Source organism: Pseudomonas sp. TJI-51 (assembly GCF_000190455.2).
GTDB classification, from domain to species: Bacteria; Pseudomonadota; Gammaproteobacteria; order Pseudomonadales; family Pseudomonadaceae; genus Aquipseudomonas; species Aquipseudomonas juntendi.
Window position 1 is genome coordinate 1 of record NZ_AEWE02000067.1, and the last position, 12,237, is coordinate 12,237.

The 12,237-nt window shown below is 63.4% G+C and carries 10 protein-coding genes; 3 read left to right on the forward strand and 7 right to left on the reverse strand.

What is annotated here, in order from left to right; genetic code table 11:
• Window positions 1-83 precede the first annotated feature (83 nt).
• The 6 genes from cysG to G1E_RS15410 form a co-directional block, all read right to left on the reverse strand.
• A complete protein-coding gene (gene cysG, locus G1E_RS15385) occupies window positions 84-1,475 on the reverse strand; it encodes a siroheme synthase CysG (protein WP_009683104.1) in 1,392 nt (463 codons plus the stop codon).
• The gene (gene serS / locus G1E_RS15390) at window positions 1,476-2,756 is read right to left on the reverse strand and encodes a serine--tRNA ligase (protein WP_009683105.1); all 1,281 of its coding nucleotides are present in this window, start codon (window positions 2,754-2,756) and stop codon (window positions 1,476-1,478) included. It abuts the gene before it with no gap.
• A 30-nt stretch (window positions 2,757-2,786) separates the two neighbouring features.
• A complete protein-coding gene (gene crcB, locus G1E_RS15395; protein ID WP_009683106.1) occupies window positions 2,787-3,161 on the reverse strand; it encodes a fluoride efflux transporter CrcB in 375 nt (124 codons plus the stop codon).
• Window positions 3,158-4,483 (reverse strand): replication-associated recombination protein A, encoded by a 1,326-nt coding sequence (locus G1E_RS15400; RefSeq protein ID WP_009683107.1) that lies wholly within the window; start codon window positions 4,481-4,483, stop codon window positions 3,158-3,160. The genes crcB and G1E_RS15400 overlap by 4 nt, the downstream gene beginning before the upstream one ends.
• Window positions 4,484-4,495: 12 nt before the next feature.
• The gene (lolA, locus tag G1E_RS15405; RefSeq protein WP_009683108.1) at window positions 4,496-5,119 is read right to left on the reverse strand and encodes an outer membrane lipoprotein chaperone LolA; all 624 of its coding nucleotides are present in this window, start codon (window positions 5,117-5,119) and stop codon (window positions 4,496-4,498) included.
• A gap of 62 nt (window positions 5,120-5,181) precedes the next feature.
• On the reverse strand, window positions 5,182-7,743 hold the full coding sequence (locus tag G1E_RS15410; RefSeq protein ID WP_370593809.1) for a DNA translocase FtsK 4TM domain-containing protein: 2,562 nt from the start codon (window positions 7,741-7,743) through the stop codon (window positions 5,182-5,184).
• 323 nt (window positions 7,744-8,066) lie between these two features.
• Between G1E_RS15410 and aat the strand changes: the two genes are divergently transcribed.
• The 3 genes from aat (at window position 8,067) to infA (ending at window position 9,862) form a co-directional block, all read left to right on the forward strand.
• The gene (gene aat, locus G1E_RS15415) at window positions 8,067-8,777 is read left to right on the forward strand and encodes a leucyl/phenylalanyl-tRNA--protein transferase (RefSeq protein ID WP_047149920.1); all 711 of its coding nucleotides are present in this window, start codon (window positions 8,067-8,069) and stop codon (window positions 8,775-8,777) included.
• Window positions 8,778-8,832: 55 nt separating this feature from the next.
• On the forward strand, window positions 8,833-9,540 hold the full coding sequence (locus G1E_RS15420; RefSeq protein WP_009683113.1) for an arginyltransferase: 708 nt from the start codon (window positions 8,833-8,835) through the stop codon (window positions 9,538-9,540).
• Between the two features lie 103 nt (window positions 9,541-9,643).
• A complete protein-coding gene (gene infA / locus G1E_RS15425) occupies window positions 9,644-9,862 on the forward strand; it encodes a translation initiation factor IF-1 (protein WP_002553999.1) in 219 nt (72 codons plus the stop codon).
• A gap of 84 nt (window positions 9,863-9,946) precedes the next feature.
• On the opposite strand, the gene clpA is transcribed toward infA, so the two are convergent.
• Window positions 9,947-12,217 (reverse strand): ATP-dependent Clp protease ATP-binding subunit ClpA, encoded by a 2,271-nt coding sequence (gene clpA / locus G1E_RS15430; protein WP_029887829.1) that lies wholly within the window; start codon window positions 12,215-12,217, stop codon window positions 9,947-9,949.
• Window positions 12,218-12,237 lie beyond the last annotated feature (20 nt).

Sequence of the window (12,237 nt, forward strand, 5' to 3'; positions counted from 1 at the left end):
ACGTCAGGGGCGCAGTTCAGCGCAGTGCCTTGGTGTAGGAGCGGCCTTGTGTCGCGATGGGCCGCAAAGCGGCCTCGGCGGGTTCAGCTGTTCTGCGAACCTTCAAACCAGGCCAGCTTGTCGCGCAACTGCACCACTTCCCCAACAATCACCAGGGTCGGCGCATGCACTTCATGCTGGGCCACCAGCTCCGGCAAATCCGCCAAGGTACCGGTGAACACCCGCTGGTTACGCGTAGTGCCCTGCTGCACCAGGGCCGCCGGGGTACTGGCCGCACGCCCATGGCGAATCAGCTCTGCGCAGATCGTAGGCAAGCCCACCAAACCCATGTAGAACACCAGGGTCTGCGACGGCGCTACCAGGTCGTTCCATGGCAGGTTGCTGGTGCCATCCTTGAGGTGCCCGGTCACGAAGCGCACCGACTGGGCATGGTCGCGATGGGTCAATGGAATGCCGCCATAGGCGGAACAGCCACTGGCCGCCGTAATACCCGGAACCACCTGGAAGGGGATGCCATGCTCGGCCAGCTCTTCGATCTCTTCGCCACCGCGCCCAAAGATGAACGGGTCGCCGCCCTTCAGGCGCAGCACGCGTTTGCCTTGCTGGGCCAGGTCAACCAACAGGCGGTTGATCTGGTCCTGCGGTACGGCGTGGTCAGCGCGGCGCTTGCCAACGTAGATACGCTCGGCATCACGCCGGCACATATCGATGATCGCCGGGGCCACCAGGCGGTCATACAGCACCACGTCGGCCTGCTGCATGAGGCGCAAGGCGCGAAAGGTGAGCAGGTCCGGGTCGCCTGGGCCCGCACCAACCAGGTACACCTCGCCCCCCTGCTGCACCGGTGCGCCCTCCACCATCGCCTGCAACAGGCGTTCGGCTTCGGCGCCCTGCCCGGCCAGCTGGCGCTCGGCGATCGGGCCCTGGAACACGGTCTCCCAGAAGCCACGGCGCTGGTTCACATCCGGATACAAGGACTTGACCTTGTGCCGGAACCGCGCCGCCAGCCCGGCCAGCTCACCGTAGGCAGCCGGGATCCAGGCTTCCAGCTTGGCGCGAATCAGACGCGCCAGCACCGGAGCGTCCCCGCCACTGGACACCGCAATCACCAACGGTGAACGGTCGACAATCGCCGGGAAGATCACCGTGCACAAGGCCGGCGCGTCCACCACGTTGACTGGCAGGCTGACGGCCTGCGCATCAGCCGACACCTGCGCGTTCAGCCCAGGGTCGTCAGTGGCGGCGATCACCAGCCGGCACCCGACCAGGTCGGCGGCCTGGTAGCCACGCACCAGCACCTCACCGCCACCTTCCCGGGCCAACGCAGCCAACTGGCCGTCGACGTCCGGCGCCACCACGCGCAGCACACTCCCGGCATCCGCCAGCAAGCGCGCTTTGCGCAAGGCGATCTCACCGCCGCCGACGACCAGAACACGGCCGCCCTGCAGCTTGTGGAACAGCGGCAGATAATCCATTTAGCGGATGACCTCGACGCCGCCCATGTAAGGCTTCAGCACCTCTGGTACGCGGATCGAGCCGTCGGCCTGCTGGTAGTTTTCCAGCACCGCAACCAAGGTACGGCCAACCGCCAGGCCGGACCCGTTGAGGGTGTGTACCAGTTCCGGCTTGCCGGTTTCCGGGTTGCGCCAGCGGGCCTGCATGCGGCGCGCCTGGAAGTCGCCGCAGTTGGAGCACGAGCTGATTTCACGGTACTTGTCCTGGCTCGGCACCCACACTTCCAGGTCATAGGTTTTCACCGCGCCGAAACCCATGTCGCCGGTGCACAGGGCCAGCACGCGGTACGGCAGCTCCAGGAGCTGCAGCACGCGCTCGGCGTTGGCCGTCAGCCCTTCCAGGGCTTCCATCGACTTCGCCGGCTCCACCACCTGCACCATCTCGACCTTGTCGAACTGGTGCTGGCGGATCATGCCGCGGGTATCCCGGCCAGAAGCGCCCGCTTCACTGCGGAAGCACGGGGTGTGGGCAACCAGCTTCAGCGGCAGTTGCTTGGCATCCAGAATCGCGCCTGCCACCAGGTTGGTCAGCGACACCTCGGCAGTCGGGATCAGGTAGAAGTCAGCCTCGCCTTCGCGGGTAATCTTGAACAGGTCTTCTTCGAACTTCGGCAACTGGCCAGTGCCCTGCAGCGCTGGGGCCTGCACCAGGTACGGGGTGTAGTGTTCCTCGTAACCGTGCTCGCCGGTGTGCAGGTTGATCATGAACTGCGCCAGGGCGCGGTGCAGGCGGGCAATCGGCCCGCGCAGCACGGCAAAGCGTGCGCCGGACAGCTTGGCGGCGGCTTCGAAGTCCAGGCCACCGCTGAGTTCACCCAGGGCAACGTGGTCCTTGATATCGAAATCGAAGGTTTGCGGGGTGCCCCAACGGCGCACTTCAACGTTGTCGTCTTCGCTGGCACCGACCGGTACGCTGGCATCCGGCAAGTTGGGGATGGTCAGCAGGATGCCGTCCAGCTCGGCCTGGATCTCGTCCAGCTCGGCCTTGCCGGCCGCCAGCTCATTGGCCATGCGCTCGACATCGGCCATCAGTGGGGCGATGTCCTCGCCTTTGGCTTTGGCCTGGCCGATGGACTTGGAACGGGCGTTACGCTCGGCCTGCAGTTGCTCGGTACGGGTCTGCACCGCCTTGCGGCGTTCTTCCAGTGATTCGATGCGCGCGACATCCAGGCTGAAGCCACGGGAGGCCAGGCGATCCGCCACTTCCTGAAGTTGGCCGCGTAACAGTTTGGAATCGAGCATATCGTTCTCTCGTTATAGGTAGGTGTTGGTTCAGAAACGGGTCAGGGACAGGCCGGCCCAGGTCGCGAGCAGCCCGCCCACTACGCTGATACTGGTATAGCCCAAGGCCAGCGGCACTTGCCCGCTTTCCATCAGGCGCACGGTATCGAGCGAAAAAGAGGAAAAAGTTGTTAGGCCACCAAGGAAGCCGACGATCAAGCCGGCGCGCAACTCAACCGGCGCCAGTGGCTTGTGCAGGAACAAGCCGTAGAGCAGGCCGATCAGCAGGCAGCCAACCAGGTTGACCGCCAGCGTACCGGCATAGAAGTGCCGTGGCCAGTGGGCGGTGACCCAATTGGCGGTGGCGAAGCGCAGCAACGTACCGGCCACGCCCCCGGCACTCACGGCAGCGATCAAGGCAATCATGGTTTTCTCCGCTGACGGGGGCTGTTGCGGTCCAGGTCGGCCAGGTGGCGCAGCTTCTCGCCGATTTTCAGTTCCAGGCCGCGCGGCACCGGCTGGTAGTACTGGCGCGGCTCGAGTGCATCGGGGAAGTAGTCCTCACCGGCCGCATAGGCGTCGGGCTCGTCATGGGCGTAGCGGTACTCGTCGCCATAACCCAGTTGCTTCATGAGCTTGGTGGGCGCATTGCGCAAGTGCAGTGGCACTTCCAGCGAGCCATGCTCGGCGGCTTCGCGCAGGGCGGTCTTGAAGCCCATGTACACCGCGTTGCTCTTCGGCGCACAGGCCAGGTAGGTGATGGCCTGGGCCACCGCCAGCTCGCCTTCGGGGCTGCCCAGGCGCTCTTGTACATCCCAGGCGGCCAGGCACAAGCCGAGCGCCCGCGGGTCGGCGTTGCCAATGTCTTCGCTGGCCATGCGCACCACACGGCGGGCGATGTACAGCGGGTCGCAGCCGCCGTCGAGCATGCGCGCGAACCAGTACAGGGCGCCGTCCGGGTTGGAGCCGCGTACCGATTTGTGCAGCGCGGAAATCTGGTCGTAGAAGGCTTCGCCGCCCTTGTCGAAACGGCGACGGCTGTCGCCCAACAGGCTCTGCAGCATCTCGACGTCGATTTCACTGCCGTCTTCGGCCAGGTCCGAGGCATTTTCGAGAAAATTGAGCATGCGCCGGCCATCGCCGTCTGCGGCGGCCATCAGCATCTTGAAGGCATCGTCGCCCACCCGCAGGTTGCGCTTGCCCAGGCCACGATCCTCGGTGAGGGCACGGTCGACCAGCTTGCGCAACGCCGCCTCGTCCAGGCTCTTGAGCACGTACACCCGCGCCCGCGACAACAGTGCGTTGTTAAGCTCGAACGAGGGGTTTTCGGTGGTGGCGCCAATGAACAGCAGGGTGCCGTCTTCCACGTAGGGCAAGAAGGCATCCTGCTGCGACTTGTTGAAGCGGTGCACCTCGTCGACGAACAGAATGGTGCGGCGGCCGTATTGCCCTGCCTGCTGCTTGGCAACCTCCACCGCCTGGCGAATTTCCTTGACCCCGGCCAGTACCGCCGACACGGTTTCGAAATGGGCATCACAGAACTGCGCCAGCAGCCGCGCCAGGGTGGTCTTGCCTACCCCTGGCGGGCCCCAGAAGATCATCGAGTGCAGCGCGCCTTGCTCCAATGCCTCGCGCAGCGGTTTGCCGCGCGCCAGCAGGTGCTCCTGGCCTACGTACTCGTCCAGGTTGGACGGGCGCAGGCGGGCCGCCAGGGGCTGGGCGACAGGTTCGCTTCGAAACAGGTCCATGGCGAGCTCTGGTTACTCCTTGATCACGTCCGCGCCTTTGGGAATGTCGAACTTGAACCTGCTGTCCGGCACCGCCTGGTTGGCCTTGACGCCATTGAACAGGATGTTCGTGCGCTGGCCGACGCTGTCGATCAGCTGCATGTCATTGATCAGGCCCTTGCGGAACGACACGCGCAGCGAGTCGAACAAGGTGTCCTTGGTTTTCGGCTTGAGGGTGAAGTCCATCACTTCGCCCTGCTCCTTCGAGGTGATGTCGAAGCTCTGGCTGATTTTCGACACATCACCCGACAGCAGCAGCGCCGGGGTCTGGTTCAGGCGCACATCGAGCTTCTTGATGGTGGCCTGTTCCAGGTCCGGGTCCCACAGGGTGACGTTCTTGCCGTCCGACACCACCACTTGCTCCTGCGGTGCGTCGGTATGCCAGTAGAACAGGCCCGGACGCTTGACGGTCATCTTGCCCGAGGTTTCCTGCAGGCTGGTGCCATCGGCGCCCAAGGTCAGCTGGGAGAAATTGGCCTCGATGGTCTGTGACTTTTCCAGCAACTGGGTCAGGCGTTGTACATCCTGCTCACCGGCATAAGCGGTAACCGAGCCCAGGGTCAGGGCAGAAACCAACAGCATGCGAATCGCGCGCATGGGAATCCTCATTGAGCATTGAAAAGGCCGGGCACCAACACTGGCGCCCGGCAGGGTGTTCATCAGTCGCGCGGGCCGCCTGGGGCAATTACTTCCCGCGAGCCGTTGCTGTTCATCGGGGTAACGACGCCGGCCATTTCCATCGACTCGATCATGCGGGCGGCACGGTTGTAGCCAATCTTCAGCTTGCGCTGCACAGCAGAAATGGAAGCACGACGGCTCTCGAGCACGAACTGCACCGCTTCATCATACAGCGCATCGGTTTCGGCATCGTCACCATCACCTCCACCGCCGCCGCCGTCGAAGCCGCTGCCGGCTTCTTCCACGCCATTGAGAATGTCGTCGTTGTAGTCTGGGGCGCCGCGCAGCTTCCACGCCTCGACCGTGCGGTGCACCTCGTCGTCGGAAACGAACGCGCCATGCACCCGGATCGGCAGGCTGGTGCCCGGCGGCATGTACAGCATGTCACCGTGGCCCAGCAGCTGTTCGGCACCGCCCTGGTCGATGATGGTCCGCGAGTCGATCTTGCTCGACACCTGGAAGGCCATGCGGGTCGGGATGTTGGCCTTGATCAGACCGGTGATCACGTCCACCGACGGGCGCTGGGTGGCGAGGATAAGGTGAATGCCCGCCGCACGCGCTTTCTGCGCGATACGGGCGATCAGTTCTTCGACCTTCTTGCCGACAATCATCATCATGTCGGCGAATTCATCGACCACCACCACGATGGTCGGCAGGGTTTTCAGCGCCGGCGGCTCGTCGTCCATGCTTTCGCGGCGGTACAGCGGGTCGTGGATGATTTCCCCGGCTTCCTGGGCGTCCTTGATCTTGCGGTTGAAGCCGGCCAGGTTACGCACCCCCATGGCCGCCATCAGTTTGTAGCGGCGCTCCATCTCGGCCACGCTCCAGCGCAGGGCGTTGGCGGCGTCCTTCATGTCGGTGACCACCGGGCACAACAGGTGCGGAATGCCTTCGTAGATCGACAGCTCGAGCATTTTCGGGTCGATCATGATCAGCCGCGCGTCTTCCGGGCTGGACTTGAACAGGATCGACAGGATCATCGCGTTGACCCCCACCGACTTACCGGAACCCGTGGTACCGGCCACCAACAGGTGGGGCATCTTGGCCAGGTCGGTAATGACCGGCTTGCCGCCAATGTCGTGGCCCAGGGCCAGGGTGACAGGGGACTTCTGCTCGTCGTACTGCGGCGTGGCCAGCACTTCGGAGAAACGCACCATCTGGCGGTTTTCGTTGGGGATCTCGATACCCACGGTGGTCTTGCCGGGGATGACCTCGACCACACGCACGCTGGTCACCGCCAGCGACCGTGCCAGGTCCTTGGCCAGGTTGGCGATACGGCTGACCTTGACGCCAGCGGCAGGCTGGATTTCGTAACGGGTGATCACCGGGCCTGGGTGGATGGAGTCCACCGAGACCTCAACGCCGAACTCCTTGAGCTTGATTTCCAGCAGCTGACCGACACCGGCCAGGGATTCTGGCGAGTACTCGATCTTCTTCTGTTCTGCCGGGTCGAGGATGGATATCGACGGCAGCGTGCCCTCCACGGCGCTGTCGATGAACAGCGGCGTCTGCTTCTCTTTCATCACCCGCTTGCTTGGCTCTGGCGCCTTGTCTGCGGCCGGGGGCACGATGGTTGGCGTGGACGACGGCACACGGGCAAGGCTTGGCTCGCGGGGCGGCACCACCGGCTCGCGGGCCAGGGCCGGTTCGCGCACCGGGGCAACGGGCTCGCGCCCGAGGGTCGGCTCGCGGGGCTCGACCACCGCTGCCGGCGCCTCTTCACGCTTGAAGATGCGCTCACGCAGCGCCGGTTTGGCGGGTTCGCGTTTCTCGGCGACCGTTGGCGCGGCCTTCACTACAGGCTCATCCTCACGCAACTGCGCTTCAAGGCGCTTGCGTTCGTTGCGGGCTTCCCACCAGCGATTGGCGGCGCCCTGCACCAGTTCAAACAGGTCGAGGGTGATCTTGCCCGTCAGGTCCATCACCTTGAACCACGACAGGTCGGTGAACACGGTCAGGCCGAACAGGAACAGGGCGATGAACATCAGCGTACTGCCCTGCACGTTCAGCAGGTTGCGCGCCAGGTCGCCAAGGCTCTCGCCCAGGGCGCCGCCGGCAGAAAACGGCAAGCTCGCAGGCGAATGGAAGTGGATGTGCGCCAGCGCGGCCCCCGACAGCACCAGGAACACCAGACCGATCAGCCGCCAGGAAAACAGCCAGCCGCTCCAGTCCCAGGGCTGATGGCGCTGGCGGAAGATCTGCCAGGTTTTCACCGCCAGCAGCAGCGGGAAGATATAGGCGAAGTAACCCAACACCATGAACAGTATGTCGGCAAAGTAGGCACCGGCACGCCCGGCGGCGTTCTGCACCTGGTCGACGGTGGCGGTGTGGCTGAAGCCCGGATCCGAGGTGTCGTAGGTCAGCAGCGCCATCCACAGGTACAGGCACAGAGCGCCAACGGCGATCAACGCACCTTCCTTGAGGCGATAATGCAGCTGCTGCCGCCACAGGGGCACGGGCAAGGGAGCTGGGGTTGCGGTGGATTTCTTCAAAACACGTCTATTCCTGCGCGTGTTGCGCGTCCAATAGTGCTCGGCCGGCAGTGCGGCCAATGAACCACTACTTTTAACATTACTGCCCGCCCACTGCCATGACGGCGCGCCATAAGGCGCTCAAGCGGGGGCGACTTTCACATGCCTGCAATTTGAGCACGCATTTTCTTTCGTGACAAAGGCTTATGCTGTGTTTTTGCACAGGTATGACAGCAAATGTAGCGGATGGTGCCTGTGGTTTCATCAATGTGCAGGAAATTGCCCGAATTCCGCGGCCGTGCCGGCCCTGGCCGCCGCTGCCGGCGCTCAGCCATTGACCCTGCCGGGCGCGCACGCCATGCTGCCCGCTCCCCTCCCCCACCGCACGATAGACCATGCTCACCTGGCTGACCCGCGACTCGCTGACCTTCCCGCCCCTGGAAAAGGCCCTGCACGAACCCAACGGCCTGCTCGCCGCCGGCGGCGACCTGAGCCCCGAACGGCTGGGGGAGGGCCACCGCCCAGGCTGNNTGGTGCAGGCCTACCGCCATGGCTGCTTCCCCTGGTACCAGGACGGCCAGCCGATCCTGTGGTGGTCACCCGACCCGCGCACGGTGTTGCTGCCCGACCAGCTTCACGTATCGCGCTCGCTGGCCAAGCTGATGCGCCAGGGGCGCTATCAGGTCAGTTTCGACAGCGACTTCCCGGCGGTGATCGACGCCTGCGCCGCCCCCCGCGATTACGCCGACGGCACCTGGATCACCGATACCATGCGCAACGCCTACTGCGAACTGCACCGTCGCGGCATTGCCCACTCGGTCGAAGTACGCCAGCACGGCGAACTGGTCGGCGGCCTGTACGGCCTGGCCATGGGCCAGTTGTTCTTCGGCGAATCGATGTTCAGCCGCGCCGACAACGCCTCCAAGGTCGGTTTCGTGACCCTGGTCGAGCACCTGCGCCAGGCCGGCTTCGTACTGATCGATTGCCAGATGCCTACCAACCACCTGCACAGCCTCGGCGCCCATGCCATCAGCCGCGCCGAGTTCGCCCGCTACCTGGCCCGCCACCTCGACCAGCCCAACAGCGCGACCTGGGTGGTTGCCTAGGCGGTTTTCCCTGGCTGGCTTACACTTAGAACAAAGTCTCACCGAGGGGTTGATCATGACAGAGTTGGCGCGGTTGAAGTTCTATGCCACTCAACCCCACTCCTGCAGTTACCTGCCCGACGAGCAGGCAACCACGCTGTTCCTCGACCCCAGCCAGCCGATGGACGTAAACGTCTATGCCGACTTGTCGGACATGGGTTTTCGCCGCAGTGGCGACCACTTGTATCGCCCCCACTGCCAGAACTGCAACGCCTGCGTACCGGCGCGCATTCCCGCGGCCCGCTTCATTCCCAACCGCCAGCAGCGGCGCATTCTCAAGCGCAATGCCGACCTCAGCGTGAGCGCAGCGCGGCCGGCGTTCAAGGAAGAGTACTTCGAGCTGTACCGGCGTTATATCGAAACCCGCCATGCCGACGGTGACATGTACCCACCCAGCCGCGACCAGTTTTCCACCTTCCTGGTGCGGGACCTGCCCTTCTGCTGGTTCTACGAATTTCGCCTGGCCGGCCGGCTGATGGCAGTGGCCGTGTGCGACGTGCTGCCCAATGGCCTGTCAGCGGTCTACACCTTCTACGAGCCCGACGAAGAGCGCCGCAGCCTGGGCCGTTTCGCCATTCTCTGGCAAATCGGCGAAGCCCTGCGCAAGGATCTGGAGGCGGTGTACCTGGGCTACTGGATCAAGAACTGCAAGAAGATGAACTACAAGACACAGTATCGACCCATCGAATTGTTGATAAACCAGCGCTGGGTCACCCTCAACTGAAAGCATTGGCTTGACACACAGTTTTCCGGCATAATCCACGCCACTTTTTTTGCCCGGTGCGGATATGCGTCGGGCCAACACTGGACACCGAGGGCTCAACTGCATGTCGAAAGAAGACAGCTTCGAAATGGAAGGTACTGTCGTCGACACCCTGCCCAACACCATGTTCCGCGTGGAGTTGGAAAACGGGCACGTCGTAACCGCGCACATCTCCGGAAAGATGCGCAAAAACTACATCCGTATTCTCACTGGCGACAAGGTTCGCGTCGAGCTGACGCCTTATGACCTGAGCAAGGGCCGCATCACCTACCGTGCGCGCTAAGCTCCAGCCATGAAAAAGCCCGGCCAAGTGCCGGGCTTTTTCATGCCTTCAAGTTTGTAAGGGGCTGCGTTGCAGCCCCATGTATCACGCTACTTCAGCCGTGGTCTCGAAGTCGAACACCAACTCGCCATCGCGCAAGTCGACGTGCACCACACCGCCATGCTCGGCCAGCTCACCAAACAGGATCTCCTCGGCCAGCGGCCGCTTGATCTTGTCCTGAATCAACCGCGCCATCGGCCGCGCGCCCATCTGCGCGTCATACCCCGAGGCCGCCAGCCAGCCGCGGGCCTCGTCGCTGACCTCAAGCAGCACGCGCTTGTCTTCAAGCTGCGCCTGCAGTTCGATAAGGAACTTGTCGACGATGCTCTTGATGGTTTCGGTGCTCAGGCGGCCAAACTGGATGATGGTATCCAGGCGGTTGCGGAACTCTGGCGTAAAGCTCTTGCGGATCACTTCCATCGCATCGGACGCATGGTCCTGATGGGTGAAGCCGATCGAGGCCCGCGACGCGGTTTCCGCGCCGGCGTTGGTGGTCATGATCAGGATCACGTTACGGAAGTCGGCCTTGCGCCCGTTGTTGTCGGTAAGGGTACCGTGGTCCATCACCTGCAGCAGCAGGTTGAAGACTTCCGGGTGCGCCTTCTCGATTTCGTCGAGCAGCAACACGCAGTGCGGCTGCTTGGTAATCGCCTCGGTCAGCAGACCACCCTGGTCGAACCCGACATAGCCGGGCGGTGCACCGATCAACCGCGAAACCGTGTGGCGCTCCATGTACTCGGACATATCGAAGCGCACCAGCTCCACACCCAGCGCCTTGGCCAATTGCCGGGCCGCTTCGGTCTTGCCGACGCCGGTAGGGCCGGCAAACAGGAACGAACCCACTGGCTTGTCAGGTGCCTTGAGGCCAGCACGCGACAGCTTGATGGCCGTGGACAGCGAATCGATGGCCTGGTCCTGACCGAAAACGGTCAGCTTCAGGTCGCGCTCCAGGTTACGCAGCAGTTCCTTGTCGGAGCTGCTGACATGCTTCGGCGGAATTCGCGCAATCTTGGCGACGATATCCTCCACCTGCGGCACGTCGATGCGCTTGACGCGGCTGGCTTCCGGCTGCAGGCGCTGGTAGGCGCCAGCCTCGTCGATCACGTCGATGGCCTTGTCCGGCATGTGCCGGTCATTGATGTAGCGCGAGGCCAGCTCGGCGGCGGCGCGCAGGGCTTCGTCGCTGTACTCGATATTGTGGTGGCTTTCGAACCGCCCTTTCAGGCCACGCAGGATGCCCACGGTGTCTTCAACCGAGGGTTCGCTGACGTCTACCTTCTGGAAGCGCCGCGCCAAGGCACGGTCCTTCTCGAAGATGCCACGGAATTCCTGGAAGGTCGTGGAGCCGATGCAGCGGATTTCACCCGAAGACAACAGCGGCTTGAGCAGGTTGGACGCATCCATTACCCCACCCGACGCCGCACCGGCACCGATGATGGTGTGGATCTCATCGATGAACAGAATGGCCTGCGGGCGCTTGCGCAGCTCGCCAAGCAGCGCCTTGAAGCGCTTCTCGAAGTCGCCGCGGTACTTGGTACCGGCCAGCAGCGCGCCCAGGTCGAGCGAGTACACCACGCTCTGTGCCAGCAGGTCAGGCACCTGGCCATCGACAATACGCTTGGCCAGCCCTTCGGCAATCGCCGTTTTGCCCACCCCGGCCTCACCCACCAGCAGCGGGTTGTTCTTGCGGCGGCGGGCAAGGATCTGCGCAACGCGCTCCACTTCCTGCTCGCGGCCAACCAGCGGGTCGATGCGGCCAGCACGCGCCAGCTCGTTGAGGTTGCTGGCATAGGCGTCCAGCGGGTTGCTGGAAGAAGAGGTTTCACCACCCTCTTCGTCCTGCATGTCCTGGTCGCTCTCGGATTGCGAGCCATGCCCCGGCACCTTGGAGATGCCATGGGCGATGTAGTTGACCACATCGATGCGGGCCACGCTCTGCTGCTTGAGCAGGAACACGGCCTGGCTTTCCTGTTCGCTGAAGATCGCCACCAGTACGTTGGCGCCGGTCACTTCACGCTTGCCAGAGCTTTGTACGTGGAACACGGCGCGTTGCAGCACACGCTGGAAGCCCAGGGTTGGCTGGGTTTCCCTGTCTTCATCGTTGACAGGAATCAGCGGCGTGGTCGAATCGATGAACTCTTGCAGGTCGTGCTTGAGCTTGTCGAGATTGGCGCCACAGGCGCGCAGAACGGTCGCGGCAGCCTCATTGTCCAGGAGTGCCAGCAGCAGATGTTCGACGGTCATGAATTCATGACGCTTCGAACGGGCCTCCTTGAAGGCAAGATTGAGGGTGACTTCGAGCTCGCGGTTTAACATAGCTTCACCTCATACCCAAG

Bases quoted from the DNA above. Each gene is read 5' to 3' on its own strand.
- crcB (WP_009683106.1), bottom strand. From the start codon at position 3,161: ATGATTGCCTTGATCGCTGCCGTGAGTGCCGGGGGCGTGGCCGGTACG.
- clpA (WP_029887829.1), bottom strand. From the start codon at position 12,217: ATGTTAAACCGCGAGCTCGAAGTCACCCTCAATCTTGCCTTCAAGGAG.
- infA (WP_002553999.1), top strand. From the start codon at position 9,644: ATGTCGAAAGAAGACAGCTTCGAAATGGAAGGTACTGTCGTCGACACC.
- lolA (WP_009683108.1), bottom strand. From the start codon at position 5,119: ATGCGCGCGATTCGCATGCTGTTGGTTTCTGCCCTGACCCTGGGCTCG.
- G1E_RS15400 (WP_009683107.1), bottom strand. From the start codon at position 4,483: ATGGACCTGTTTCGAAGCGAACCTGTCGCCCAGCCCCTGGCGGCCCGC.
- G1E_RS15420 (WP_009683113.1), top strand. From the start codon at position 8,833: ATGACAGAGTTGGCGCGGTTGAAGTTCTATGCCACTCAACCCCACTCC.
- serS (WP_009683105.1), bottom strand. From the start codon at position 2,756: ATGCTCGATTCCAAACTGTTACGCGGCCAACTTCAGGAAGTGGCGGAT.
- cysG (WP_009683104.1), bottom strand. From the start codon at position 1,475: ATGGATTATCTGCCGCTGTTCCACAAGCTGCAGGGCGGCCGTGTTCTG.